The organism is Campylobacter concisus, assembly GCF_902460575.1.
Lineage (GTDB): Bacteria > Campylobacterota > Campylobacteria > Campylobacterales > Campylobacteraceae > Campylobacter_A > Campylobacter_A concisus_AW.
This window is the reverse complement of the sequence record NZ_CABPUY010000002.1, coordinates 414,293-439,591: the sequence shown is the minus strand read 5'-3', so window position 1 is coordinate 439,591 and position 25,299 is coordinate 414,293. Positions and strand designations below refer to the sequence as shown.

General features: G+C 39.5%; 27 protein-coding genes and 2 pseudogenes. 11 read left to right on the top strand and 18 right to left on the bottom strand.

Annotated features, from left to right (window positions below; genetic code table 11):
- Position 1: 1 nt before the first annotated feature.
- Positions 2-973, bottom strand: a complete 972-nt coding sequence (gene hemB / locus F3G76_RS06105; RefSeq protein ID WP_149705021.1) for a porphobilinogen synthase — start codon at positions 971-973, stop codon at positions 2-4.
- A 68-nt stretch (positions 974-1,041) separates the two neighbouring features.
- On the opposite strand from hemB, the gene ribA reads away from it, so the two are divergent.
- From ribA to htpX, 5 genes are read left to right on the top strand one after another with little or no spacing between them, the layout of a single operon-like run.
- Positions 1,042-1,605, top strand: coding sequence for a GTP cyclohydrolase II (ribA, locus tag F3G76_RS06100; RefSeq protein ID WP_103648043.1), 564 nt, complete (start codon positions 1,042-1,044; stop codon positions 1,603-1,605).
- The gene (gene rsmG / locus F3G76_RS06095; RefSeq protein ID WP_149706214.1) at positions 1,605-2,171 is read left to right on the top strand and encodes a 16S rRNA (guanine(527)-N(7))-methyltransferase RsmG; all 567 of its coding nucleotides are present in this window, start codon (positions 1,605-1,607) and stop codon (positions 2,169-2,171) included. Before ribA ends, rsmG begins: the two co-directional genes overlap by 1 nt.
- Positions 2,168-2,362 carry a hypothetical protein gene (locus tag F3G76_RS06090; protein ID WP_009294554.1) on the top strand — a complete coding sequence of 65 codons (195 nt, stop codon included), beginning with the start codon at positions 2,168-2,170 and terminating at the stop codon, positions 2,360-2,362. Before rsmG ends, F3G76_RS06090 begins: the two co-directional genes overlap by 4 nt.
- A complete protein-coding gene (locus F3G76_RS06085; RefSeq protein WP_149706213.1) occupies positions 2,359-2,721 on the top strand; it encodes a hypothetical protein in 363 nt (120 codons plus the stop codon). Before F3G76_RS06090 ends, F3G76_RS06085 begins: the two co-directional genes overlap by 4 nt.
- 8 nt (positions 2,722-2,729) lie before the next feature.
- The gene (gene htpX, locus F3G76_RS06080) at positions 2,730-3,596 is read left to right on the top strand and encodes a zinc metalloprotease HtpX (protein WP_149706212.1); all 867 of its coding nucleotides are present in this window, start codon (positions 2,730-2,732) and stop codon (positions 3,594-3,596) included.
- A 1,017-nt stretch (positions 3,597-4,613) separates the two neighbouring features.
- Here htpX and F3G76_RS06075 read toward each other — a convergent pair.
- Genes F3G76_RS06075 through pgp2 form a run of 5 tightly spaced genes read right to left on the bottom strand, consistent with a single transcriptional unit; the run spans position 4,614 to position 7,660 of the window.
- Entirely contained in the window at positions 4,614-5,015 is a 402-nt protein-coding gene (locus F3G76_RS06075; RefSeq protein WP_107830242.1) for a flagellar protein FlaH, read from the bottom strand.
- Positions 5,006-5,437, bottom strand: coding sequence for a hypothetical protein (locus F3G76_RS06070; protein ID WP_021088382.1), 432 nt, complete (start codon positions 5,435-5,437; stop codon positions 5,006-5,008). Before F3G76_RS06070 ends, F3G76_RS06075 begins: the two co-directional genes overlap by 10 nt.
- Before the next feature lie 9 nt (positions 5,438-5,446).
- Entirely contained in the window at positions 5,447-6,460 is a 1,014-nt protein-coding gene (locus F3G76_RS06065) for an alanine racemase (protein ID WP_149706211.1), read from the bottom strand.
- Positions 6,453-6,692 (bottom strand): CmeU family protein, encoded by a 240-nt coding sequence (cmeU, locus tag F3G76_RS06060; RefSeq protein ID WP_149706210.1) that lies wholly within the window; start codon positions 6,690-6,692, stop codon positions 6,453-6,455. Before cmeU ends, F3G76_RS06065 begins: the two co-directional genes overlap by 8 nt.
- A 2-nt stretch (positions 6,693-6,694) precedes the next feature.
- Positions 6,695-7,660: a cell shape-determining L,D-carboxypeptidase Pgp2 gene (gene pgp2 / locus F3G76_RS06055; RefSeq protein WP_149706209.1), complete on the bottom strand. Its 966-nt coding sequence runs from the start codon at positions 7,658-7,660 to the stop codon at positions 6,695-6,697.
- Between the two features lie 137 nt (positions 7,661-7,797).
- Between pgp2 and F3G76_RS06050 the strand changes: the two genes are divergently transcribed.
- The 5 genes and pseudogenes from F3G76_RS06050 (at position 7,798) to F3G76_RS11125 (ending at position 11,303) form a co-directional block, all read left to right on the top strand.
- Positions 7,798-8,220 (top strand): copper chaperone PCu(A)C, encoded by a 423-nt coding sequence (locus F3G76_RS06050; protein WP_009294266.1) that lies wholly within the window; start codon positions 7,798-7,800, stop codon positions 8,218-8,220.
- A complete protein-coding gene (locus F3G76_RS06045) occupies positions 8,220-8,684 on the top strand; it encodes a hypothetical protein (RefSeq protein ID WP_107930354.1) in 465 nt (154 codons plus the stop codon). Before F3G76_RS06050 ends, F3G76_RS06045 begins: the two co-directional genes overlap by 1 nt.
- A 9-nt stretch (positions 8,685-8,693) precedes the next feature.
- Positions 8,694-9,236: an SCO family protein gene (locus F3G76_RS06040; RefSeq protein WP_149706208.1), complete on the top strand. Its 543-nt coding sequence runs from the start codon at positions 8,694-8,696 to the stop codon at positions 9,234-9,236.
- A gap of 147 nt (positions 9,237-9,383) precedes the next feature.
- Positions 9,384-10,103 (top strand): annotated as a pseudogene (locus F3G76_RS11130) (cache domain-containing protein); the annotation flags it as partial.
- A 36-nt stretch (positions 10,104-10,139) separates the two neighbouring features.
- Entirely contained in the window at positions 10,140-11,303 is a 1,164-nt protein-coding gene (locus F3G76_RS11125; protein ID WP_411160714.1) for a methyl-accepting chemotaxis protein, read from the top strand.
- Positions 11,304-11,965: 662 nt separating this feature from the next.
- On the opposite strand, the gene F3G76_RS06030 is transcribed toward F3G76_RS11125, so the two are convergent.
- The 12 genes and pseudogenes from F3G76_RS06030 to F3G76_RS05980 form a co-directional block, all read right to left on the bottom strand.
- On the bottom strand, positions 11,966-12,307 hold the full coding sequence (locus F3G76_RS06030) for a chaperone NapD (protein ID WP_103574268.1): 342 nt from the start codon (positions 12,305-12,307) through the stop codon (positions 11,966-11,968).
- Positions 12,304-13,239, bottom strand: a complete 936-nt coding sequence (locus tag F3G76_RS06025; protein WP_149706206.1) for a WD40 repeat domain-containing protein — start codon at positions 13,237-13,239, stop codon at positions 12,304-12,306. Before F3G76_RS06025 ends, F3G76_RS06030 begins: the two co-directional genes overlap by 4 nt.
- The gene (locus tag F3G76_RS06020) at positions 13,236-13,703 is read right to left on the bottom strand and encodes a 4Fe-4S dicluster domain-containing protein (RefSeq protein ID WP_149706205.1); all 468 of its coding nucleotides are present in this window, start codon (positions 13,701-13,703) and stop codon (positions 13,236-13,238) included. Before F3G76_RS06020 ends, F3G76_RS06025 begins: the two co-directional genes overlap by 4 nt.
- Positions 13,703-14,230, bottom strand: coding sequence for a nitrate reductase cytochrome c-type subunit (locus F3G76_RS06015; protein ID WP_012001478.1), 528 nt, complete (start codon positions 14,228-14,230; stop codon positions 13,703-13,705). The genes F3G76_RS06020 and F3G76_RS06015 overlap by 1 nt, the downstream gene beginning before the upstream one ends.
- Positions 14,227-15,018 (bottom strand): quinol dehydrogenase ferredoxin subunit NapH, encoded by a 792-nt coding sequence (napH, locus tag F3G76_RS06010; RefSeq protein ID WP_149706204.1) that lies wholly within the window; start codon positions 15,016-15,018, stop codon positions 14,227-14,229. Before napH ends, F3G76_RS06015 begins: the two co-directional genes overlap by 4 nt.
- On the bottom strand, positions 15,015-15,773 hold the full coding sequence (gene napG / locus F3G76_RS06005) for a ferredoxin-type protein NapG (protein WP_034901590.1): 759 nt from the start codon (positions 15,771-15,773) through the stop codon (positions 15,015-15,017). Before napG ends, napH begins: the two co-directional genes overlap by 4 nt.
- An 11-nt stretch (positions 15,774-15,784) precedes the next feature.
- A complete protein-coding gene (napA, locus tag F3G76_RS06000; RefSeq protein WP_149706203.1) occupies positions 15,785-18,565 on the bottom strand; it encodes a nitrate reductase catalytic subunit NapA in 2,781 nt (926 codons plus the stop codon).
- A 788-nt stretch (positions 18,566-19,353) separates the two neighbouring features.
- A complete protein-coding gene (locus F3G76_RS11120) occupies positions 19,354-19,944 on the bottom strand; it encodes a methyl-accepting chemotaxis protein (protein WP_410369067.1) in 591 nt (196 codons plus the stop codon).
- 549 nt (positions 19,945-20,493) lie between these two features.
- A pseudogene (locus F3G76_RS11115) lies at positions 20,494-21,219 on the bottom strand (cache domain-containing protein); the annotation flags it as partial.
- A gap of 215 nt (positions 21,220-21,434) precedes the next feature.
- Positions 21,435-22,205: a basic amino acid ABC transporter substrate-binding protein gene (locus tag F3G76_RS05990; protein ID WP_149706201.1), complete on the bottom strand. Its 771-nt coding sequence runs from the start codon at positions 22,203-22,205 to the stop codon at positions 21,435-21,437.
- A gap of 12 nt (positions 22,206-22,217) precedes the next feature.
- On the bottom strand, positions 22,218-22,946 hold the full coding sequence (locus tag F3G76_RS05985) for an amino acid ABC transporter ATP-binding protein (RefSeq protein WP_149706200.1): 729 nt from the start codon (positions 22,944-22,946) through the stop codon (positions 22,218-22,220).
- Positions 22,939-23,649, bottom strand: coding sequence for an amino acid ABC transporter permease (locus F3G76_RS05980; protein WP_149706199.1), 711 nt, complete (start codon positions 23,647-23,649; stop codon positions 22,939-22,941). The genes F3G76_RS05985 and F3G76_RS05980 overlap by 8 nt, the downstream gene beginning before the upstream one ends.
- Before the next feature lie 146 nt (positions 23,650-23,795).
- Here F3G76_RS05980 and putP point away from each other — a divergent pair, with 146 nt between their 5' ends.
- On the top strand, positions 23,796-25,283 hold the full coding sequence (putP, locus tag F3G76_RS05975; RefSeq protein WP_149706198.1) for a sodium/proline symporter PutP: 1,488 nt from the start codon (positions 23,796-23,798) through the stop codon (positions 25,281-25,283).
- The last annotated feature ends 16 nt before the right edge of the window (positions 25,284-25,299 follow it).

Below are 25,299 nucleotides of genomic sequence, written 5' to 3'. Positions count from 1 at the left end.
CTTAGCCCCTTAAAATTTTAGCCGCTTCTTTTGCGTGATAGGTGATGATCAAATTTGCCCCTGCTCTTTTAAAGCCGATCAAGGTCTCCATCATAACGCGCTCATAGTCGATGATGCCAGCTTTTGCGCCAGCTTTTAGCAGTGCGTACTCGCCGCTTACGTTATATACACAAAGTGGCAGAAGTGTCAAATTTCTTAGCTCTCTAACGACGTCAAGATAGGCGAGTGCTGGCTTTACCATCAAGATATCAGCACCTTGCGCCTCGTCCTGTAAGCTCTCATTTATAGCTTCAAGGCGGTTTGCGCTGTCCATTTGGTAGCTCTTTCTATCGCCAAAGCTTGGTGCGCTTTGTGCCACATCGCGAAATGGTCCGTAGTAGGCTGAGGCAAATTTAGTCGAGTATGCCATGACTGGTAAATTTTCATAGCCATTGCTATCAAGCGCCTCTCTTAGCGTTGCGATGATGCCATCCATCATACCGCTTGGTGCGATCATATCGGCGCCATTTTGAGCGTGTATCAGAGCTTGTTTGGCTGAAATTTCAAGCGTTGCGTCGTTGTCGATAGTGTTGTGCACGTGGTCGATTATGCCGCAGTGGCCATGATCTGTGTATTCGCAAAAGCAAAGATCTGTGATGACAAATAAATTTGGAAATTTATCCTTTATGGCTCTAAGCGCAGTTGCGATGATGCCGTCGTTACTTAGTGCATCGCTGCCAACGCTATCTTTTAGGCTTGGTATGCCAAATAAAATGATCGATTTTATGCCTAAATTTACTATCTCTTCACACTCTTTTAAAATTTCATCGATACTCATTTGATAAACGCCTGGCATCGAAGCGATCTCGTTTTTAACGCCCTTGCCCTCGACTACAAAGAGCGGATAGATAAAGTCATTTACGCTAAGGCTAGTCTCTCTTACCATCTCTCTTAAAGCTGGATTTATTCTCAATCTTCTAAAACGTTTAAACATATTTTTGCCTTTTCTTTGTTAAAATGCGTGATTTTTAGCTAGTTTAGCACAGTTGGAGTAAATTTAAAATGAAAATAGAAATTTCAAACGCCGCAAATCTACCCTCAAGATTTGGTACTTATAAGGTTCAAGCCTTCAAAGAAGGAGCAAAAGAGCACCTTGCGATCTATAAAGAGCCTTTAAGCGAAGTGGTAAATCTTAGAATTCACTCCGAATGCCTAACTGGCGATGCGATCGGAAGCCTAAAGTGCGACTGCCGCGACCAGCTTGAAGCGAGTCTAAAATATATCGAAGAAAATGGCGGCATGGTCATCTACCTGCGTCAAGAGGGCAGAAATATCGGGCTTTTAAATAAGATAAACGCTTACAGCCTGCAAGACAAGGGCTTTGATACGATAGAAGCTAATCACCAGCTAGGTTTTAAAGCCGATGAGAGAACATATGAAGTGGTTGATTTTATCCTAAATCACTACGGCATAAAAGAGGTAAATTTACTCACAAATAACCCATTAAAACTTCATGGACTAAGCTCAGTAAAGATCGTAAAACGCGTGCCTATCGTCATCAAGCCAAATAAATTTAACGAAGGCTACTTGAAAGTAAAAAAAGAGCAAATGGGGCACATCTTGTGATGAAAAATGAGCTTTGCTTGCCAGCAGAATTTGACGAAAAAGTAAGGGCTTACGCTCAAATTTTTGCTAAATTTAATAAGGTTCATAGCTTAAGCAACTATAAAGATATAAGCGAGCAGGTGCTTGATAGCATAAAGCCGCTTGAGATTTTTGACCTAAGCGCCAAAACGGCGATCGATGTTGGTAGTGGAGCTGGCTTTCCAGCGATATTTTTAGCACTTGCGATGCCGCGCACTAAGTGGCATCTTTTTGAGCCAATAGCCAAAAAGTCATCATTTCTAAGCTATGCTAAGATCGAGCTTGGTTTGCAAAATTTAGAAGTTCATAGCCAAAAAATCGAGCTTGCAGATAAATTTACAGCTGATCTCATCACCTCAAGGGCGCTTAGCAAGACAAAAGAGCTTATAAAAATTTGTGAGGGATTTTATGATGAAAATACTAAATTTCTCATCTACAAGGGCTCAAGCGTCATGGATGAAATTTCAGGCATCGACGCACAAATTTATAATGAAAAAAACAGAAACTACATATATTTTAATCTCAAAAACCAAGGGGAGATACGTTGAAATACTTGCTTTTTGTAGCGATTTTGGTTGCGATTTACATCATATTTTTTAAAAATAGAAAAAAAAGCGACAAGATAAGCACCAGCAACTTCGAAGAGTGCAGCAAATGCGGCGTCTTTAGCGATATCGATCAAATGGTGCTAAGAGACGGAAAATACATCTGCAAAGAGTGCATAAAGGGCGAGAGATGAAAATTTTGGGTGATGAGCTGATCAAATTTGAACCACTTTTTCTTTGCAAAAGCGAAGATGAAATTTCAAACGGCAGGCAAAATCTCTTTAAATTTGATAGAAATTTGATAAAAAGAGCGTTAGAGGCTGGAGCAAGCTTTAGCATCATCGCAAATGACATAAACGAAGCCATCATCGCAAACGCCGCTGGAGCAAAATTTATTATTGCCGATATTACGCTAGCAAAAGATTTGGCAAAAGTTGCGCAAAACTACCTATTTGACGCACTTATCGCTGTTTTGATAGAGAGTGAAGCAAGCCTTTTCGAGCTTGCGAAATTTGAGATCGACGCAGCGATCTTGCCAAATGCTATAAAATAAGGACAAAAATGGAAATTTTCAAAACCGCTTTTTTAATGGTTGCTTTAATGCTAGTTTTCATCGCTGTTGGCGGTTACGTGGGCGGCGAACAAGGTATGATGATCGCCTTTTTGATGGCAGCTGGCATGAATATCTTTTCTTATTTTTTCAGCGACAAGCTCGTGCTAAAAAGATATAACGCCATCCCAGTCGATGAGAGCAACGCTCACGGCCTTTACGAGATCGTCTCACGCCTCACACAAAAGGCGAATTTGCCGATGCCAAAAATTTACATCATCCCAGAAGAGGTGCCAAATGCCTTTGCCACAGGCCGCAATCCAAGCCACGCAGCCGTTGCAGTTACTGAGGGGCTTTTAAAAATTTTAAATGAAAATGAGATCGAGGGCGTGCTAGCTCACGAGCTAAGCCATGTAAGGCACTACGACATCCTAACTGGCTCAATCGCTGCCATACTAGCTGGGGCTATCGCGATGGTCGCAAATTTTGCCAAGATAGGCACCCTCGCCGGTCAAAATCAAAACTCGCAGCGAAACGCCAACCCAGTGATTATGCTAATCATCGCCGTTGTGATGCCTCTGGCTGCCACAGTCATCCAAATGGCGATCTCAAGGGAGCGTGAGTACAAGGCGGACAAAGGCGCAGCCTATCTAACGGGACACCCAGAGTGGCTAGCTAGCGCGCTAACAAAGCTTGAAAACTACTCAAATTCTTACGTCATGCAAAACGCAAGCGAGCAAAGCGCCCATATGTTTATCGTAAATCCATTTGGCTCGCTAACTAGCAAGCTTGGCGTGCTTTTTAGAACGCATCCTAGCACTAGTGACAGAATCGCTGAGCTTCAAAGACTAGATCAAGAAATAAAAAGAGGTATGTAGATTTAGCCCTTAGTAAATTTGGGTTAATCTTCTTTTTTGCCATCTTTTTTGGCTTTAAATTTAGACATTTGCAAGCAAATTTAAATTTCATGAACGAGCATATTACGCTTACAAATTCAGAGCATGAGATAATGTGACCTAAATTTGATAAGTTACTAAGGTGAGTGAGTAAAGATTTAAAATTTGTAAATTTGCTTTGTCAAATCAGGTGAGCGTCAGGCAAATTTTAAAATTTATGAACGAGCATATCGCGGCTCTAAATTTAGTGGCGAGTGGCTACGAGACCTAAATTTAGTAGTCTGCTAAGGCAAGCGAATAAGATTTTAAAATTTGCAAAATTGCTTTATTAAATCAAGTGAGTTTCAAGTAAATTTTAAAATTTCATGAGCGAGTAATTTCGGCTCTAAAATTTGAGCTAAGCTGTAAGCGAAGCCAAATTTTAGTAGTCAATTCTTGCGAGTGAATGGAATTTTAAAATTTGAAAAATAATAAATTTCTATTTTTAAAAATACAGACCTTAAATTTAAAAACTCTTTTATTCAAAAGGGAGACAAGGGGACTCGAGTTACGAGGCCGTCCCCTTATCCCCCTTTTTAAATCCCCTAAACCCCTCGCACGCTAGAGGGACATGCAACAGTGCTGACGCCCTGCATGCGTTTTGTGTAGATAGAAAGTCAGGCAAATTTTAAAATTTCATGAACGAGTAATTTCGGCTCTAAAATTTGAGCTAAGCGATAAGCGAAGCCAAATTTTAGTAGTCAATTTTTGCGAGTGAATGGAATTTTAAAATTTGTAAAAATAGTTTTTTAGAAATTTAAAGTTTTGTTTCTTTGTTAAGGGGGAAGAGGCTTGAATTACGAAGTCGCTCCCTTCCCCCTTAACAATCCCCTAACCCCGACGACGTTAGAGGTGCATGCTTCAGTGCTTTGCACTGCATGCGTTTTTGTTAAAATTTACAAAGACAGCTTGGCTAAAAGCTAAATTTACAACCCAAAAACTGAAATTTAACCCCAAATTTCACTGCAGTTTCTTGCAATCTTCATCTTTTATGGTGTATTCAAAGATTAGTTCGCCATTTTCTGAGTAGAAAATTTCATCCAAGCTAACGCCGATGCTTAGCATATTTAAAATTTCTTTATCCTTGCAGGCGGTTCTTAAATTCTCTTTTTTTATAGCCTCGATAAATTCCAAAAGCTCTTTTTCTTCAAGCCTTTTGATCTCTTGCTTTCTTGCGTGTTTGACGGCGTATCTGTAGATGAGCGTGTCGCCCACGTTTAAGATATCATTAAGCGTTAGCGTCGGCGTGCAAATAAATGGGAGCTTTTTTTTGTAGTATGTTGCGTGATTTTTCGCTGCCATATCTGGTGTAAGAGCCAGAGCTAGCGAGCAAAAAACCAGCGCAAAAATGGCTACTCGCAACTACTCTTATCCAGCTTCAAATCAAAAAGATGCCTGCCCTCAAAGCCGTAGCTACCACTTAGCGTGATGCCGCGATTTAGCGCAGCTCTTGCCATGCCTGAGTTACAAAGCGCCTCTTTTCCGTTTTGATAAAATTCATCTTTTAAAGCCGAAATTTGAGCCTTGTTATAGCCTTTTAGTTTCTTTGTCTTGGTCTCATTTAAGACAAACTCGCCATGTATATTTAGTCCGTCACTGCTTACATCTTTTAGCGTGATCATCTCATCGACTCTGCTTGGTAAATTTGGCTTCGCAGTTTGGACGACAAAGGCTGGGATCTGCTTTGTATCAAGCTGATTTAGTATCTGCTCATAGACTTTAAACTCACTCTCTTGCACACCAAAAGCAAGGCTTGCAAGAGCTAATAAAACGATCTTTTTCACATATTACCTTTATATAAATTTTCTAGTGATATTTGGCGAGAGTTTGACTAAGATGTCGTAGTTTATCGTGCCAAAAAAGTTAGCCCAGACATTTGCGTCCTCAAAGACACAGACCCACTCGCCACTATCTTTACAGCTAAAACTATCCATAGAAATTTTGCCAAGTATCAGCTCGCCGTTTGCAAGCCTTAGCTCACCAAGTCCATTGTATCTTAGCAGTCCGTCGCCATATCCAAGATCATAAGTAGCGACGTTTATATCGTCTTTTGCTATAAATTTAGCCCCATATCCCACGCTTTGACCACTTTTTAAGACCCGCCTGCTAACGCGCTTTGCCCAAAGTGAAAGCACTGGCTTTAAATTTAAAGAGCCATTAAACTGGGCATATCCGTACTGAGCGATGCCCACGCGCACCATCTCATCTTTTATCTCGCTCGCTCTTTCAAGGGCGGCTGAGTTATGAGAGTGAAAGATCGGTTTTTTTATACCAAACTCATCGCAAAGAGCTAAAATTTTTGCTTTTGCGGCGCTAAAATTCTCTCTTTGCACGAAATAATCAGCATTTAGCTCATCGCTTGCGCGAAAGTGAGTATAAGCGCCAAGAAGCTCTAAATTTCTTCTGGCTAAAATTTCAAATGCATAATCAAGCTCGCTTATATCAAGCCCATTTCTATGCATGCCAGTGTCGATGGCGAGGTTGATTTTTGTATTTTCTTTTATCTTTAAAAGTGCGTCTATGTCGTTTATGGCGTAGGTAAATTTAGCGCTCTCATAGCCTGTTGGGATGTGCGAGAGGATCAAGATATTTTCAAAGATATCAGCGATCTCATTTGCTTCACACTCGCTCTTTACAGCGCAGTTTTTTATGCCAAATTTCTTAGCCTCGCTAGCTATGAGCCTTGCTCCGTGCCCATAAGAGTTATCTTTTAGCACTACGATAACATTTTCTTTTCCGCCAGCTTTGTCACAAATTTTCGTTAGATTGTGGATGTAAGCTGCTTTGTTTAGGCGTATCTCAGACATTGAAATTCACATCATAAGCTTTATAAACGTCAGGCAAGAGCTTTCTTACGTTGTAGTCAAATGCATAAAATTTAGCGTAAATTTCTTTTAGATCAGCCTCTTTAACCTTGCTAAAGTCAAAGACATCAGTGCCATTTTTCTTTGGCACTTGGCGGTCAAACTCAGCAAAAAATGCCGACCTAGCCTCTAAAATTTTCTCTATCTTCTCTTTTACTTCTTTAGATTTTTCCACTTCTACTCCTCTATAAAAATTTTCATCTCATCGCCATAAAGCTTGACATAAAGGGTCTTTTGACCTGCAAATTTATGCGTATCAGCAGCGTAATCCTCATAAAAACTCACGCGAAAGAGCTTGTCGTTTTTAAGGTTTGGATAAGGTGTGATGAGAAAATTTGAAAATGCGATATGTTTTTTCTCTTTCTTAGAAAAGATCGCTCGTTTCATATTTTTAAAATTTTCTAAGCTCATGCCATCATATCGTTCAAAGTCTTTATCATAAAATTTCAAATAGCTATCAATGTCACTCTCGCTCCAAGTCTTTTTCCAGTTAAGAATTCCAGAGATGATCACCGCTATGTCGTTCGCGCTTGCTTCTGGACGCTTGTCCTCGTAGATAAATGCGAGCGTTTTTTTGTGGTCTATAACTTCGTCAAATTTCATCAAGATGTCATTTTGCATAGCCACGCAGCCTTTTGTCTTTAGCTCATCTGTCCTTTGGCCATCGAGTGGATAGCCATGTATCCAGATGCCGCTGCCATTACGTTTTGCAAGTTTATCAAGCAAATTTGGATATGAAAGAGAAAAGGCAAGAGGCCCCAAGTATCTATCATTTGGCGTAAATCTACGTGTGAGCTGATAGACACCAACTGGCGTTTTTAGGTCGCCCTCAAGCAGTTTATCGCCATTTTTGCCAACGATGACGCTTGAGCTAAAGAGTTTTTTTGTAACTCCGTCTTTATAAGAGATGACCTCAAGCTCTTTGTCAGTCTTATCAACCACGCTTAGAAGTATCTCGTTGTCGTAATATCCGTATCTAACGTCCTTGTCTTTGAGCTTGTTTAGCCAGTAGTCCTTACTTAAAATGTTTTTTTCAATGGCTTCTATGACAGCAGATGGGCCATTTTTTAAGTAAATTTCTTCGTAATTTTGGGCAAAAAGACAAGGCGCTAACGCGATGAAGAAAAGTAGTATCTTTTTCAAATGAAGTGTCCCAAAAAGTAAAATTTAGTGCGTAATTATAACCTAAAAAATTTCAATTTTTAAATTTTAAAGGGAATTTTAGTTTCTTTATATGTATAATCTGAAAACCATTATTAATTTACCACAAAGGAAAAAATATGAAAAAACTTGTTTTTGGTGCATTACTTGCGGCTTCTACACTAATGGCAGCTGACATCAGTCTAGAAAATGTCAGAGCAAGAGACACAAAGCCTGGCACAAACAACAGCGCTATTTTCATGAATATCAAAAACGCTTCAAATGCCGATGTAAAGCTAGTTGGCGTTCATTCAAGTGTTTGTAAAAGCACTGAAATTCACACTCACAAGATGGAAAATGGCATGATGGCTATGGTTCAGGTTGAAGACGCTGTTATCCCAAAAAATGGCGAGACAAAGCTAGCACCTGGCGGTCTTCATATCATGCTTATGGATCTAAATAAGCCCATAAAAGATGGCGACAAGGTTGATTTGGAGCTTAAATTTAGCAACGGCGAAAGCATCAAGCTTGATAATATCGGAGTAACTAAAAACTTTAAATAATGAAAAAAATTCTAATCATTTTTTCACTCATCTTTATCGTAGCAGGCGCTTTTTGGATGGGTCATAAATTTATGGTCAGCAAAGAGGATCCGCCTGAATTTGCCGATGTAAATACATCACTTGATCCTCTAAAATGCGATCTAAACAAAGATGCTTGCGAGGTGAAATTTAATGGCGTTAAGCTAAAGATAGAGATCTCGCCAAGACCGATCTTTGCGATGAGGCCGTTTAGCTTTAAGATCATTAATGGCAAAAATTTAGGGCTAAAAGATCCAAACCTTGTAATCGATGGCATAAACATGAACATGGGTTCTATAAAGGCAAGGCTTGATCAAAGAGGCGATAATCTAATAGCACAAGTCGTGCTAAGTGCTTGCGTGGTCGATCTTATGAGGTATAGGTTTAAGCTGCTTGATGGCGAAAAGGATACTGGATTTTTTGTCGATCTTGATCTAAAAATGTAAGGGCAAATGATGAAAAAGACACTTTGGGGCTTAATAATAATCTTAATATGTGCTGGTCTTGCGATGCTTTTTATAAAGCCAAACAAGTATGATTTTAAGGCGCTTTCAGAGCATGGCGAAGTGAGCCTTAAAAATTATAACGGCAAGTATAAAGCGATATATTTTGGTTATCTTTACTGCCCCGATGTCTGCCCTACTACGCTCTCTCTTGTGGGCGATGAGCTAAATAAACTAAAAAGAGACGACTTTGAGCTACTTTTCATCACTCTTGATCCTGAGCGTGACACGCCTGAAAATTTAACTCTAATGGCAAAAAATTTCTACAAAGATGCAGACGGGCTAAAACTGAACGACCTGCCAAAAGTTGCTAAAAACTACGGCGTAAAATATCAAAAAGTGCATCTTAAAAACTCTGCTATGGGCTACTCTGTCGCTCACAGCTCTGCTATCTATCTGCTAGATAAAGAGGGGAATTTCTACGGCGAAATTTCAAATTTAACTAGCGAAAATATCAGAGAAAATCTTTTAAATTTGATAAAAGATAGACCTTAAATTTATCTTTTAGATCAAAATTTCTTATTTTTAAAGAAAAACTTCTTAAACAGCTATACAATTCTTTTTAAACTAGCCGATATTGCGACAATGTAAATCATATGTAAAGGAATTCGTGTGAAGTCAATCACCAATAAAATAGCACTAATGCTAATAGTTGCTCTATGTATTTCGTTTGTGGCTATGTCAGCTGCTAGTTACTACACCGCTCAAAACAAAACCATCGAGCTAGTCATCCAATCTCAACGTCAAATTCTAAAAGATGTAAAAAACGCTATGAATACATTTTTTGACGAGAATACACATGCCGCAAATGGCATCGCCCAAAGGCTAGAAAAGTTAGAGGACAGAAGTCAGATAAATGAAATTTTAAGCACAGGCAAGCTTATCGTATCGCCTGAGATAGAGAGAATTTTTGTGGGATACGAGAGCGATGGTGCGATGTACCGCTCAAATGGCAAGAATGAGATGCCAAAAGACAATGGCTATGATCCAAGAACAAGAGACTGGTATAAGATCGCAAAAGGCGCAAAAGCAACTTTTTCTGATCCTTACAAATCATCAAGCTCAAATGCCATGATGATAGCGTTCTCAGCACCTATCGGCAATAAAGGTGTCGCTGCCATGAATGCTGATATTTCAAGCCTCAGTGAAGAGATCATGAGTATCAGCAAGACTGATTATAGTTATGCTTACGTGATAGATAAAGATGGCAAGATCATCATCCACCCCGACAAAGAACTAGTCGGTAAAGACAATCCAACCACAAGCAATCTGGTCGCTAGATATAAAAATAAAGAATTTAATGAAAATGGACTAATTGCCTATAAAAACACAAAAGGCGAGGATAGATATGCTGACTTTATAGAGCTAAACGATCGTGGCTGGTTGGCTATATCTGCTATGCAAAAAGATGTATTTACGTCAAATACTATGCCCCTCCTAAAGATCCAGCTAATCTTAGCAGTGCTATTTATCGTTATCCTCTCAGCATTTGTCTATTTCTTACTTAAAAAGTCTCTTAACCCTATAAAAACTATCCAGTCTAAGCTTGATGATCTATTTAAATTTGTAACTTACGAAGCAAAAGCACCAAGCAAGCTAGAGGTAAGATCAAATGATGAATTTGGCGAGATGAGTAAAGCAATAAATGAAAACATCGATAAAGTCGTAGCTGGCATCAAAAAAGATAGCACTATGATAGATGAGCTAAATAAGGTAGCAAATCTAATGATCAAAGGAAACCTTGGAGCAAAGATAGGCTCAACTCCAAACAACCCATCACTAAATGAACTAAAAGAGCTACTAAATAAATTCTTTACATCTATCTCAGCAAATTTAAAGGGCATAACAAATGTTCTTAGCTCATATACTAAAAATGATTTTACAGCAAAGGTTGAGATAAATGAAGAGCTAGAGGCCGATCTAAAAGCTATGATACTTGGAGTATCTAATATGGGTGAAGTAATTTGCACTATGCTAAACTCAAATTTAAATGACGCCAAGATGCTTGAAGAAAAGGCTACAACTTTGGCTTTGGCTATGAAAGAGCTCACACAAGGTGCTAGCACTCAAGCAAGCTCACTTCAAGAAAGTGCAGCTGCAGTTGAGCAAATGTCTAGCTCAATGAATGCCATCTCTCAAAAGACAGCTGATGTTATAAGACAATCAGATGAAATTAAAAACATCATAACTATCATTAGAGATATAGCAGATCAAACAAACCTTCTAGCTCTTAATGCTGCAATAGAAGCAGCACGTGCAGGAGAACACGGCAGAGGCTTTGCAGTTGTTGCTGATGAAGTTAGAAAACTAGCTGAACGTACTCAAAAATCACTTGGTGAGATAGAAGCAAATACAAATGTATTAGCTCAATCAATAAATGAGATGAGTGAATCAATCAAAGAGCAAAGTGAAGGCATAAATATGATCAATCAATCAGTTGCTCAAATAGATAATCTAACAAAAGAAAATGTTGTAATTGCCAATAGAGCTAATGAAGTAACAAGCGATGTTGATAACATGGCAAAGACTATAGTAAGTGAAGTAAGAAAGAATAAATTTTAATCAAACTACTTCATAAATCTTTATAAATTTCAACCTGGTTTAGACTGGGTTGGAGTTTAATATTTTTAAATTTAATTTTTTATCCAACTGCTTTAAATTTAATAATCAAAAAGCTTAAACAAAAATGCATGCAGTGCTTTAGCACAATTGCATGCGTTTTGTGTAATAGAAAGTCAGGCAAATTTTAAAATTTCATGAACGAGTAATTTCGGCTCTAAAATTTGAGCTAAGCTGCAAGCGAAGCCAAATTTTAGTAGTCAACTCTTGCGAGTGAATGAAAGTTTAAAATTTGCAAAACAACCTAATTAAATTTAAATATTTGCTTCTTTGTTAAGGGGGAAGAGGCTTGAATTACGGTCTGCTTGCAGTTGCGAGCTCGCGAAGCAAAGAAGCTCCCTTCCCCCTTAACGATCCCCTAACCCCGACGACGTTATAGGTAGCATGCCTCAGTGCTTCGCACTACATGCGGTTTATTTTTAAGAAATTTCTAGCAAATTTTAAAATTTCATGAACGAGTAATTTCGGCTCTAAAATTTGAGCTAAGCATTAAGCGAAGCCAAATTTTAGTAGTCAATTCTTAGGAGTGAATGAAAGTTTAAAATTTGCAAATATAGTTTGATTAAATTTTTAAATTTCTTTTTTATTCAAAATGGAGTTAAATTTCATCTCACCTTATAATGCACGCTACCGCCATATGCGATGTCTTCGGCTTTTACGTCATCACTTGTTAAGATTTCACTTATCTTGCCGTTTGCTTCAAGCCTTTCTCTATTCTCCTGAGCGTCTTCTTGATAGCTATAAACCATCGCAACGCTCACCACACCGCTAATACCCTCTATCATCTTAAAAACTCTGATCTCATCTTCTATGCTCTCTGAGCTAACGACCACCACGATCCTATCTTCTGCGTCAGTGATGATCTCGCACTCTTTTAGCTTGCCTATCTCGCTTTTTACGCTCTCGTTTTTATTATCCGTATAGACTATCAGGCTTGAAATATTCATCTAACTCTCCAAAATAAAATTTTCTTCTCATAAGCAGAGGTCACAACCTCGTTGTCGCTTATGAAAACTATGCTATTTATAGTGCTTTGTCCAGTTTTTAGCATCGCGATATTTTCCAGACTAGCACTATCAACTAAATTTACATCGCTCATCTCATCGCTCATATATGCAGCGATCTTGCCGTCACTACTAAGCCCCACGCCATAAACCAAAAAGCCAGTGTTTATCTTTTTTAGCGTTCCAGCTGAGAAGATGCCAACGATCCTGTCGGTGCCTCCACTTATCATGACGCCATTTTTATAGGCGATGTCGTAGATATTATCAGTGTGGATGTCTAAAATTCTATCCATCTTTTTAGTACGAACATTGTAAAAATAGACCTTACCACTCTCGCAAGCGATCGCTAGCGTGCCTCTATCCTCGCTTATCTCCATGTCTGAGAGCATTGCGATTGATATTTTAAAACTATCATAAATTTCGCCACTTTTTAGGTTTAAAAAGTAAATTTCATTGCTGATCGAGGCAAGTGCTATATGCTCATCATCTAAAAATAGAGCCTTTTTTATCGCTTGATTAGTCATCTTTATGCTTCTCATCTGCCCATTTTCTCTTAGATAAAGCACCTTTGTAGCGTAGTCGCCCTCGCTTAGGATGAGTATCTTGCCATTTAGCTCATCGACATTTAAAATTTTTGGTCTTTCATGGTCGCTAACGTAGGTTTTTATATCATCCATTTTAATAATCTCGTCAAATTTAGACTCTTTTGGATCATAAATTTCAACCGTGCCACCATCAGTTGCGATAAAAAGTTTGCCATTTATCAGCGTAGTATTAAGCACGTTTGCACTAGCTTCTATCTCTTTAATAGGCGTTGTGATCTCATTTGCAAAGATAAAATTTAACAAGCAAAAAAGAAAAAATAAAACTCTCATAAAGCCTCCATCTCAAGCGAATTTTTAAAACAAACATCAAAGCACTCGCCGCAACTTACGCAATTTTGATTGATTATAGGGCGAAAAACACCAAGAAACTCAACTGCTTTAAATTTACAAGCATCAAGGCAGTTGTAGCAAATCGTGTCATTCCACGCTAGGCAGCTAGCGACATTGATGCTAACCTTTGCGTTTATGCTCTTTGGTGAGCTTAAATTTAGTGTCGCGTGACCGCTATTTTGGCACGCTTTCGCGCACTCTTCGCAAAAGTCGCAGCCTAGCTTTTTAACTTTAAAAATAACTCTTTCATTTTCAAAGCTAAGAAGCTCCTTTTCACAGGCACTGACGCAGCTAGCCTCACAGCCAGCGCAGTCAAATTCTCCGCTAAAAAAGGGTGGATCTATAAATTTGGGAGCAGGTTTTGCCCCCAAAATTTTGCTAAAAAGCTCTCGCCTGCTTTGCATTACTTAACGCCGTCATTTAAAACGTCTAGTAAATTTGACTTATGTGAGCCGTTTTTATCTCTAAAGTCAGGCTTAAATTTATTGCCAACAAGCTGCGTTACGCCATTTTGTTGCTCGACGTGGCAAGTTGTGCAGTTATATCTCTCATCATCAAGCTTGCCTGCAAGATCTTTTTTATTTCTGATGTCATAAAGGTGAGAAGCTGGGATAGGAGTAGCTCCGCTATCTTTTGCAAACTCAGGCATGTGGCAGGTTACGCACATATTTGAATCTTTTGTGATAGGCACCAAACCCTCAGTGTCATGTGGGATAAATGGAGGTGCATTTTCAAAAGATCTGTCAAATCTCTTTGCCATACCTGCTGGCTCTTTTGTGTAGTTGATGTCTTTTAAAACAACGTCTTTATCATCTAACAAATCAACATTTCTAAGGCCGATTTGCGAATCACTAATGCTTGGATTATTCAATGCACATGCCGCTAAAAAGGCAGCGCATAGTGCTCCAAGCGCCATTATTTTCATTTTCATTTTTCTCTCCTTAAATTTCTAATACTAAAATTTAACGCCCCGTCGCCGCAAACGTCGATGCATCTACCGCAGCTTATGCACTCGCTTGAGCTAACTGCGCGGCTCTCTTTACCGATCATATCTAGTACTTGCACCTCTGGGCAGACGAGCTTGCACTTCATACATTTTGTGCAGGCATTTGCGTCGTGCTTTACTCTGATGAGTGCATATTTTGATATCACCGCGTAAAATGCACCAAGCGGGCAGACGTGTGAGCAAATTCCGCGCTTTAGCACGAACATATCAAAGGCAACTATGCCAAGGGCGATGCCAATGGCGCTAACTGAGCCATAGATGATGCCACGCTGGATGATACCAACAAAGCTAATGCTCTCAAACGCTGGTAGCGAGAGAGCAAGGTTTAAGATAAGAGCAAGTGCTAGCAAGTAGTAGCGCAAATTTTTACTTACGTTTAAAATTTTCTCACCCTTAAAGCCAAATTTCTCTCTTAGCTTGTAAGCAATGTCGGTTAGTAAATTTACTGGGCAAACCCACGAACAAAATGCTCTAGAAGCGATAAGCGCGTAAAATGCAAAGACGATGAGCGCGCCGATTGCCGCATTTATGCCTACGCTAAAGCCTGCTAGTAAAATTTGAAGCACTGCAAATGGATCGCTTAGTGGAATTTGTCCAAAAAGCAAAGATGAGCTTAAATTTCCACTAAGTATCTTAACTCCATAAACATTTCCTAGGATAAATAGCACTAGGATAGAAATTTGAGTTATTCGTCTTAAGATTAAAAATTTCATAGCTCACCACCATTTAGATAGTCAGTCGCCTTTTTGATGTCGAGCTTTATCTTGCTGTCGGCATCATCTACGCGCCTTTCATCTTCTTTTACCCAGCCTTTGACGTAGTTATCGCCAACTTTGCCAAGCACAACTTCGCGGTTTAGCACGGTAATGGCTGCTTTTTCGGTGATACAGGCTCGCTCGCACACGCCACAACCCGTGCAGATATCACTATCAACTACTGGTAGCAAAAACGCATGCTTTTGCGTCCTTTCATTGCGGCGATACTCAAGATACAAGGCCTTATCTATGAGCGGACAAGATCTGTAGCAAGCATCGCACTGTATGCCCCAGTATGCCACGCAGTTTTTCATATCGACCACTGCAACGCCCATTTTGGCTTTGTTGATATCGAGTTTGCCAGCTGTGCTTACTAAATTTGCATCCAGCGCACCAGTCGGACAGGCTGGCACGCAAGGGATATGCTCGCACATATGACAAGGAATTTTTCTAGGCTCAAAATAAGGCGTACCGACACTTATGCCATCTTCAAGAGTAGCGAGTTTTAGCGTATCAAATGGACAGGCCTCTACACAAAGCCCGCACCTAATACAGCTCTTTAAAAACTGCTTCTCCGCTTTCGCACCAGGCGGTCTAAGAAGTACAAGCGGTGAGGCTTTGGCACTAAGCGACCATATAAAGCCTCCACCAAGAGCTAAGATCGCTGCCTTAGCTCCAAATTTCAAAGCTTCACGCCTACTTGAAAATTCCATATCAGCCACTTTTATGCCTTGTAAATTTTAACCGCGCACTTTTTATAGTCTGTCTCTTTTGAGATCGGGCAAGTAGCGTCAAGGCAGACTTTATTTATAAATACGTTTTCGTCAAAGAAAGGCACATAAACAAGACCTACTGGCGGCTTATTTCTACCTTTTAGATCTACTCTAGCTTTTACCTTGCCGCGGCGTGACTCGACCCAAACGATCTCATTTTGAAGCACGCCAAGTTTTTTAGCGTCATCTTCGTGCATGTAGCAAAGTGCCTCTGGGACGGCTCTATAAAGCTCAGGAACACGCATAGTCATCGTGCCTGTATGCCAGTGCTCTAGGACACGGCCAGTACATAGCCAGAATGGATAATCTTTGCTTGGCATCTCGCATGGATCCATGTAAGGGCGGAAGAAAATTTTTGCTTTGTTTGCAAGAGGAGTTTTCTCTTGATTTTTTACGCCTTTTAGATCACCTGTTGGAAGAGCTGCGTTTTTGTTGCCGTAGAATGCAAATTTATCATTTGGAGCAGCTTTTTTCGCGTATGGGTCAAATTTAGTGTTAAATCTCCACTGAGTCTCTTTGCCATCAACGACTGGCCATCTTAGACCTCTTACTTTGTGGTAAGTGTCAAAGTCAGCTAGGTCGTGGCCGTGGCCAACGCCAAATTTTCTATACTCTTCCCAAAGGTATTTGTGGATGAAAAATCCATATCCTTTAAATTCTTTACCATCAGAGCCGATCACCTTTCTGCTATCGCCAAAGACTTCTGTATTGTCATAGTTTTCCATGATCGGATCGTTTGCGCTAAATTTCTTAGCATCTTCGTTTGCAAAAAGCACGTCAAATAGCGTATCTTCTTCGCTATATCCCATAGCTTTTGCAGCTTCAAGCACGCTTGGAAGTGTCACTTTGTCATTTACTTTTTTCTCGCCCCAAACATCTTTTAGCTTAAAGCGCTTACTAAACTCAAGCATCTGCCAGATATCAGGCATCGCTTCGCCAACAGGGAGCACTTGCTGTCTCCAGTGCTGTGTCCTTCTCTCAGCGTTGCCGTATGCGCCCCATTTTTCGTAGATCATCGCAGTTGGGAGGATAAGGTCAGCTACTTTTGCTGAAATTCCTGGATAAGGGTCACTTACGACGATGAAGTTGTCCATTTCGCGAGCTGCTTTGATCCAGTGGTTTGCGTTTGCAGTGTTTTGCCATGGGTTATTTACTTGAACCCAGATAAATTTAACCTTGCCATCTTCAAGATCACGCATCATTTTTACATAGTGTGAGCCTGGAGTGCCGCTTAGTGTGCCAGCAGGTAGTTTCCAAATTTTCTCAGTGATCTCTCTGTGTTTTGGATTGCCGACAACCATATCAGCTGGCAAGCGGTGAACGAATGTTCCAACCTCTCTTGCAGTACCACACGCACTTGGTTGGCCAGTTAGAGAAAAGGCGCCTGAGCCTGGGAGTGCTTGCTTGCCGAGCAAGAAATGCACCATATAAGCTTGCTCATTTACCCATGTGCCGCGTTGGTGTTGGTTAAAGCCCATAGTCCAGAAGCTAACGACTTTGCGGTTTTTCTCGATGTAAAGATCAGCAAGTGCTTTTAGTTTTTTCTTAAATTCATTGATATCTTCGTTTGGATCGCCTTTTGCTACCTTAGCTGTAAAGTCAAGTGTGTAAGGCGCAAGAGCTTTTTTAAACTCTTCAAATGTTATTTGCCAGTGTGCATCAGCCTTGGCAGCATTTTTGTTTTCTAGTGTATCACCAGCTTTTAGACCAAGATAAGAAAGCGTAACGCCCTCAGCCTCGCTTAACACTTTTGATTTCTCAGTAGCAGCGGTGTCTAGCTCGCTTGGAGCATATTTTTTGTGATGGATGTCCGGACGAAGGCCATATCCGATGTCAGCTGGACCAGTTGTGAAGACGCAGTGCTTTTTAACAAATTCTTCGTCTATCATCTCTGGGTGGCTATAGACTATCTCGCGAGCGATGTAGTTCCAGATAGCAAGGTCAGATGACGGAGCAAAAATGATCTCGATATCAGCTAAATTTGATGTTCTAGTTGAGTAGGTGCTTAAATTTACGACCTTTACTCTATCAGGATCGCTAAGCTTTCTATCGCTCACGCGCGCCCAAAGGATCGGGTGCATCTCAGCCATATTTGCGCCCCAAGCTATGATGGTATCAGTTAGCTCGATGTCATCAAAGCAGCCTGCTGGCTCATCGATACCAAAAACTTGCATAAAGCCAACAACCGCACTTGCCATGCAGTGTCTTGCATTTGGATCGATGCTGTTGCTTCTAAAGCCACCTTTCATAAGCTTAACTGCTGCATAGCCCTCTGGGATTGTGTATTGACCAGAGCCAAGCACGCCAACGCCGTGAGGTCCAAGCTCGTCATAAGTCTTTCTAAACTGAGCTTCCATCACGTCAAATGCTTGCTTCCAGCTTACTTGCTTAAATTTACCCTTTTTGTCAAATTCGCCCTTTTCATTTACACGTAAAAGTGGATGAGTGATCCTATCTTCGCCGTACATGATCTTAGCGTTAAAGTAGCCTTTGATACAGTTTAGACCACGGTTTACTGGCGCTTCTGGATCGCCTTTTACAGCTACTATCTTGCCCTCTTTTGTAGCAACCATGATGCCACATCCGGTTCCACAAAATCTACAGGCAGCCTTATCCCAACGCCAGCCTTTTTCAGCTTCGTTTGCCGCACTTAGCGAGCTTGGCACAGCGATACCGGCACTAGCACAAGCAGCACTAGCTGCAGCACTTTTGATGAAATCTCGTCGATTCATTTTTTCTCCTTGAAAGATTTAACACAAAGTTAAACAAATATTAACTTTGCAAAGCTTAATTTACACCTGATTTACATCGGCTAAATTTTGAGAAACTTAAATTTTTAAATTATAAATTGCTTCAAAGATTTTTTATAAAAAAGAGCCTTGCCAAGAGCACAAAATCGTAAATTTAAAATCAAAAATATAAATTATTATATAGATTTATTTTTTATTAATCTTAAAAAAATATATTAAAAATTTTATTAAATGATGTGTAGAAAAGTAACATATAAAATGGGTTAAATTTATTTTTTATTTAATCAATTTCTCGAAAATACAATTGATATGATGTTAAAAAATTTATATCCAAGATATTTTTAATATTTGGCAAGGTTTGTCACAATTATATATGTTTTATGACAGGAAAAATTATAGTGAAAATTTAATATTTAAAACAAATAATATACGGTTAAAAACTCTAGTAAATTTTAAAATTTATGAGCGAATAAAATTTTAAAATTACTGGGATTTCAATAAAATGCATACATCGCAAGACAAATTTTAAATCTTACTCGCTCGCCTTAGCAACTTACTAAATTTAGGGCTCATAGATATTCGCCACTAAATTTAGAAGCATTATATGCCAGCTCTAATTTTAAAATTTGTCCTAGTTTTTGAAATGCATGCAGTGCGTTAGCACTGGGGCATGCCACTTTGAACGTGCGAGGGGATTGGGGGATTTAAAAAGGGGGATAAGGGGACGGCCTCGTAACTCGAGTCCCCTTGTCCCCCTTTGGATAAAAAAGCTAGAATTTCTTCTTCCTAACCTCTTCAACTATAGCTTTAGCCATCTCATCTACTTCTGATGTGACTTCGTTTGCTTGGTTTGCAATCACCACATTTTCTTTTGTTAGGTGATCTATTTGGGCAACTGATTGATTGATCATGTTTATGCCTTCACTTTGCTCTTTGATTGATTCACTCATCTCATTTATTGATTGAGCTAATACATTTGTATTTGCTTCTATCTCACCAAGTGATTTTTGAGTTCTCTCAGCTAGTTTTCTAACTTCATCAGCAACTACGGCAAAGCCTCTGCCATGTTCTCCTGCTCTTGCTGCTTCTATTGCTGCATTAAGAGCTAGAAGATTTGTTTGATCTGCTATATCTCTAATGATAGTTATGATGTTTTTAATCTCATCACTTTGTCTTATAACATCAGCTGTCTTTTGAGATATGGCATTCATTGAGCTTGACATTTGCTCAACTGCAGCTGCTGATTCTTGTAAGCTATTTGCTTGAGTGTTTGCTGAGCTTGCTACTTTAGAAACTGACTCAGCTAGAAGTTTAGCTTTTTCTTCTAGTACTTGTGCTTGGTTTAGATTGTCATTTAGCATTTTAGATATCTCTATGCCAAGTGAGTTTATGCCACTTGCTATCTTACCATCATCATCAAGTCTTTTTGTAAAGTCTTGGTTTTTATAAGTGTTTAGTAGATCAAGTACATCTTTGCCGTTACTTGAGATTGCATTTTTAAGAGCAAGTTGTAGATCTTTAAATGTGCTTTTTAGTTGATTTAGAGCTGGGTTATTAGTATCTGCTTCTAAGCTTGCTTCATAGTTGCCATCTTTTATCTCATTTACAAAGGTGTTGGCTTTTTGGATGAATATACTTTGATCTTTCATGCCATCTTCAATGGCCTTTGTGTTTTTGTTTATTAGCTCTGCCATTTGGCCAAATTCATCTTTAGATGTTATCTCTATAGGCTGTGCTTTGTTTGTCTTGTGATTTAGTAGATCAAAGAAAGATAGTAGCCCTGTTTTTAGTTTGAGGATGATTTTTAGGAGGTAAGACGATAGGTAAAGTGAGAGCAATAGTCCTAAAATAAGCACCACTACAAGCACTCCAACAGATGCATAGGCAAGTGAGTTTAGATCCTCTAAAAGCTCATCTTTGTCAAGCTCGCCGATAAGATACCAGCCCATACTTTTGATATATTTTGAGCCGATCAATAAATTTCTGCCATCTTTATCTAGCGATATGTAGCTGCCATTTTCGTTGATTAGCTTTTTAAGGTTTGCATCGCCAACTAAATCTTTTAGATTGCCACTTATGTCTTTGCCGATCTTGATGTCGCCTTTTTCATCGACTAGTAGAAATTTACCGCCGCGACCTATTTTTTGTGACTGGACAAAATTTACTATCTCATTTAAATTTACGCCAGTTGCTGCGATGCCATAAAATTTATCATCTTTTAGAACTTTGTAGTTTATATACATCATTATCTTGCCGCTGCCGTCTTCAGCCTTGTTGATGTCGATCAGGTTTAGGCTGCTGCCATCTTTTAAGGCGTAGTACCACTTGTCATTTTCTGGGTTAATGACCTTTAAAATTTTATCTTCGACGTAGTAGTTTAGGGTTCTATCTGAGCCAAACATTATCGTATCTAGCTTTAAATTTTTAGCAAGAGTTTGAAAATAGTCAAACAAGACCTTTCTGCCGTGCTCGTCCTCGCCGTTTTTAACCCAGTCTATTAAAAAGCTATTTTGAGTTATTTGATAAGAAGCGTCGATTATCTTATCGATGTAAGATTCTATTTTATAACCAACTTCATTGACAGCAAGTGGGAATTCTTTACTTTCGACCCTGTCGGTATATAAATTTTTAGCCATGTTATAGGTCACAAGACCAACCACACTAACACAAACCAAAAGCATGACACTTAGCACAAGTGCCGTTCTCATCCTGAGTGACTTCATTGCATTCTCCTTAAATTAAATTGACAATTTTATTACAATATATTTAAATAATATTTAATTTTATAAATTAGAAATTTGTGAGATTTTTTGCAAGAAGCATCTTGCCTCTTGCAAATTTATATTAGGATTTATTTTTTAAGGTCGTATTTGGCGAGCATTTTGTCAAATTCGCCAGATTTTTGTAGCTCTTCGATCGCAGCATCTATCTTTTTGATAAGATCAGTATGTTTGCCCTTATCAAATGCCATCGCAAAGCCCTCTGTGCCGTCAGGAAGTCTTAAAAACTCCTCTAAGTCTGGATTTTGTTTCAAAAACTCAACACCTATTGGGCTATCAGTAAGCACAACATCGATTTTGCCGGCATTTAGTGACATTATAGCTGCCGCTACATTTTCAGCTGGGATTGACTGAGTTGTGATATTTTTAGCTGCCTCTTCTTGAAGCGTACCAACTTGAGCTGAAATTTTCTTATCTTTAAGGTTGTCTTTATTTACATCTGAGCCTTTTTTGCGGATAAATAAATTCTCTGAAAAATAATATGGCTTAGTAAAATCAACAGACTTTCTTCTCTCGTCAGTCGCGCTCATACCGCTTATCGCGATATCGATCTTGCCAGTTTTTAAAGCTGGTATTAGCCCATCAAAACTCATATTTGCAACGTCAAATTTGATCCCAGTTTTTTTAGTGATCTCGTTTAGAAGATCGATCTCAAAACCAACGATTTGATTTTTATCATCAAGATACTCAAACGGAGGATAATCAGCGCTTGAACCTACCTTATAAACTACCTCTTTGCTAGCTTCTGGAGCATTTGCAGCGGTTTTTTTGTCGCTATTATCACCACAACCTATAAAAAACAGAGCTAACCCTAACGCTAGAACTTTTAATAAATTTTTCATTTTTCTCCTTTATTAGTGGTTTAAAATTTTACCTAAAAACTCTCGCAGACGCTCATGCTGCGGATTTGTAAAGACATTTTTTGGCGTATCATCAACTGCTATCTTGCCTTTATCCATAAAGAAAATTCTATTTGCCACGTTTCTTGCAAAGCCCATCTCGTGAGTCACCACAAGCATCGTTATACCCTTTGCCGCGACATCTTTCATGATATCAAGCACCTCTCCGATCATCTCAGGATCTAGCGCGCTTGTTGGCTCGTCAAATAGTATCACCTCTGGATCCATAGCTAGGCTTCTAGCGATCGCGATACGCTGCTTTTGACCGCCTGAGAGCTTGTGCGGGTAGGCAAATTTCTTATCGCTTAGTCCAACACTCTTTAGCAGTTCATCTGCCCTCCTCTCGGCACTCTCTTTGTCTAAGATCCCAGCTTTTATCGGAGCAAGGGTCAAATTTTGCAAGACGTTTTTGTTTGCAAAAAGGTTAAAGTGCTGAAAGACCATGCTCACTTTTTGGCGAATTTTATTTATGTCTGATTTTTTATTGAGGATATCTTCGCCATTTATCTTAATATGTCCGCTATCTGGCTCTTCAAGGCGGTTTATGCAGCGCAAAAATGTGCTTTTGCCGCCGCCACTTGGGCCAATTATCGCTATAACCTCACCTTTTTTGATATTTACACTGATATCGTTTAAAACGAGTAGATCGCCATAGCTTTTATTTAAATTTTTAATCTCAATCATGGCGATTTAGTCTCCTCTCAAGTAGCTTCACCAAGAAGGTGAAAAATTTAACGCTCACGTAGTAAACGATGCCTGTAAAAATGACCGGTTCTGGGCTGTAAAACACCGCCTGCAAGCTCTTGCTCTGCATGGTGATATCAACAACACTTATGTAGCCAACGACTGAAGTCTCTTTAAAAAGCGAGATAAATTCGTTTGCAAGCGCTGGCAAGATATTTTTAGTAGCTTGTGGGAAGACTATCTCACGCATCGAAACGTAGTAGTTTAGCCCCATCGCACGAGCAGCCTCCATCTGACCTTTATCGACGCTATTTATGCCGCTTCTTACGATCTCAGCGACGTATGCCGAGCTATTTAGTCCAAGTGCGATCACAGCGACATAGAAGTTGTCACTCCAAGTGGCGAAAATCACCACTGAAAATATTAGAAGTTGAAGTATTACAGGCGTTCCACGCAAGATGTCGATATACTCGTCTATGACGAAATTTAAAACCTTGATATCTAAAAATTTAATAAAAGCTAAAATAAATCCAAGCGTTATACCTATAGCGATACCGCCTATCGTAAGGCCAAGTGTTACTCCGTAACTTTTGATATATGCGATCTCTTGCGCCTCGCTAAGATCTCTTGGATAGAAAAAATATGTTCCAAGCGAGACAATTATTATAAAAAATAGAAATTTGGCTAAATTTTGAGCGTTCAACTTCGTCCTTTCTTTAAAATGTAGCCTTAAATGATACGAAAAAAAATATATCATTTTGCTTAAATGAATTTAAGGATTGCATTAGCATTGAAATTTAAATAAATTTGTAATAACATAAGCGTTTTATTTTATTTGAAAGGAAATTTATGAGCTTTGGGTCTTATTTAGCCATCGCCATCTATTTTGGTTTCTTGCTCTTCATCGGACGATATTTCTACGATAAAAATGCAAGTATGAACGAATATCTGCTAGATAACCGTCAAATGGGTCCAGTCGTCACCGCACTTAGTGCTGGTGCTTCTGATATGAGTGGTTGGATGCTACTTGGCGTGCCCGGGGCTCTATACGCAACTGGTGTGGCAAATGTCTGGATGATAGCTGGCCTTATCGTGGGAGCGTACTGCAACTACTTATTTCTAGCAAAGAGGCTTAGGGTCTATACTGAGGTCGCGAGCGATAGCATCACGATACCTGATTTTTTAGAAAACCGCTTTAAAGATAGGACGAAAATTCTAAGGATTATCTCAGGTCTTATCATCTTGATATTTTTCACACTTTACGTAAGTAGTGGCATCATCGCTGGTGGCAAGACTTTTGAGAGCTTTTTTGGCTTAAAATTTGCATACGGAGCGGTCTTTACGCTCATAATCGTAGTCTTTTACACATTTTTTGGCGGATTTAAGGCTGTTAGTATAACTGACGCATTTCAGGGACTTTTGATGTTTTGCGTCCTAGTCTCGATCCCAGTCGTGGCATATCTAAATTTAGACTTGCCAAGCGATACAAATTTGATAAAAGAGATAAGCAAGCTTGATGCAAATCACCTAAATCCATTTAGAGACCAGACTTTCTGGGGCATTTTGGGTCTTCTAGCTTGGGGGTTTGGCTACTTTGGACAGCCACATATTATCGTTAGATTTATGGCGATACGTGACTCAAAAGAGCTTGCAAAGGCAAGAAGGATCGGTATCGGCTGGATGACGATCGGCCTACTAGGTGCAATTATGAGTGGGCTTATCGGATTTGTCTATTTTAGCCAAAGAGGCGGACTAAGCGATCCTGAGACCGTGTTTTTAAAGCTTGGCGAGCTACTTTTCCCGCCATTTTTTATAGGTATCATCATCTCAGCCGTGCTTTCAGCGATCATGAGTACCATCTCAAGCCAGCTTTTAGTCACTTCAAGCTCGGTCACAAAGGACTTCATCTTTGCCTTTTATAAAAAAGAGGTGAGCCAAAGCACGCAAACAGCGATCAGTCGCTACGCAGTCGTGGTCGTAGCGATAATTGCCACAGTGCTTGCCTTTATCTCTACAGATAACGTTTTAAACGTCGTTGGTAACGCTTGGGCTGGATTTGGCGCGAGCTTTGGTCCGGTGCTTCTTTTTAGCCTTTACTGGAAACGCATGAGCGCACTTGGAGCACTTGCTGGCATGATAGCTGGCGGTGCGACCGTAATATTTTGGATAACATCAGGGTTAAATGCCTATGTTTATGAAATTTTACCTGGCATTTTAACCTCAAGCCTAGCCATCATCATGGTCAGTATCTGGGGCGACGCGATAAATAAAATGACTAGCGAACCACACGAGCAAGTCATACAAGACGAATTTGAAAAGATGAAGACAAGGCTTTAAATTTAAGCAAGGTGGC

What these genes read in the sequence shown, in the direction of transcription:
- F3G76_RS05985 (WP_149706200.1), bottom strand. Translation starts at nt 22,946, where the DNA reads ATGATTGAGATTAAAAATTTAAATAAAAGCTATGGCGATCTACTCGTT.
- F3G76_RS06065 (WP_149706211.1), bottom strand. Translation starts at nt 6,460, where the DNA reads ATGTCTGAGATACGCCTAAACAAAGCAGCTTACATCCACAATCTAACG.
- napH (WP_149706204.1), bottom strand. Translation starts at nt 15,018, where the DNA reads ATGAAATTTTTAATCTTAAGACGAATAACTCAAATTTCTATCCTAGTG.
- ribA (WP_103648043.1), top strand. Translation starts at nt 1,042, where the DNA reads ATGAAAATAGAAATTTCAAACGCCGCAAATCTACCCTCAAGATTTGGT.
- hemB (WP_149705021.1), bottom strand. Translation starts at nt 973, where the DNA reads ATGTTTAAACGTTTTAGAAGATTGAGAATAAATCCAGCTTTAAGAGAG.
- F3G76_RS06085 (WP_149706213.1), top strand. Translation starts at nt 2,359, where the DNA reads ATGAAAATTTTGGGTGATGAGCTGATCAAATTTGAACCACTTTTTCTT.
- htpX (WP_149706212.1), top strand. Translation starts at nt 2,730, where the DNA reads ATGGAAATTTTCAAAACCGCTTTTTTAATGGTTGCTTTAATGCTAGTT.
- F3G76_RS06020 (WP_149706205.1), bottom strand. Translation starts at nt 13,703, where the DNA reads ATGCAAAGCAGGCGAGAGCTTTTTAGCAAAATTTTGGGGGCAAAACCT.
- F3G76_RS06015 (WP_012001478.1), bottom strand. Translation starts at nt 14,230, where the DNA reads ATGAAAATGAAAATAATGGCGCTTGGAGCACTATGCGCTGCCTTTTTA.
- F3G76_RS06040 (WP_149706208.1), top strand. Translation starts at nt 8,694, where the DNA reads ATGAAAAAGACACTTTGGGGCTTAATAATAATCTTAATATGTGCTGGT.
- napA (WP_149706203.1), bottom strand. Translation starts at nt 18,565, where the DNA reads ATGAATCGACGAGATTTCATCAAAAGTGCTGCAGCTAGTGCTGCTTGT.
- F3G76_RS11120 (WP_410369067.1), bottom strand. Translation starts at nt 19,944, where the DNA reads ATGCTAAATGACAATCTAAACCAAGCACAAGTACTAGAAGAAAAAGCT.
- F3G76_RS05990 (WP_149706201.1), bottom strand. Translation starts at nt 22,205, where the DNA reads ATGAAAAATTTATTAAAAGTTCTAGCGTTAGGGTTAGCTCTGTTTTTT.
- napG (WP_034901590.1), bottom strand. Translation starts at nt 15,773, where the DNA reads ATGGAATTTTCAAGTAGGCGTGAAGCTTTGAAATTTGGAGCTAAGGCA.
- putP (WP_149706198.1), top strand. Translation starts at nt 23,796, where the DNA reads ATGAGCTTTGGGTCTTATTTAGCCATCGCCATCTATTTTGGTTTCTTG.
- F3G76_RS11125 (WP_411160714.1), top strand. Translation starts at nt 10,140, where the DNA reads ATGCAAAAAGATGTATTTACGTCAAATACTATGCCCCTCCTAAAGATC.
- F3G76_RS06030 (WP_103574268.1), bottom strand. Translation starts at nt 12,307, where the DNA reads ATGAATATTTCAAGCCTGATAGTCTATACGGATAATAAAAACGAGAGC.
- F3G76_RS06025 (WP_149706206.1), bottom strand. Translation starts at nt 13,239, where the DNA reads ATGAGAGTTTTATTTTTTCTTTTTTGCTTGTTAAATTTTATCTTTGCA.
- F3G76_RS06050 (WP_009294266.1), top strand. Translation starts at nt 7,798, where the DNA reads ATGAAAAAACTTGTTTTTGGTGCATTACTTGCGGCTTCTACACTAATG.
- F3G76_RS06045 (WP_107930354.1), top strand. Translation starts at nt 8,220, where the DNA reads ATGAAAAAAATTCTAATCATTTTTTCACTCATCTTTATCGTAGCAGGC.
- rsmG (WP_149706214.1), top strand. Translation starts at nt 1,605, where the DNA reads ATGAAAAATGAGCTTTGCTTGCCAGCAGAATTTGACGAAAAAGTAAGG.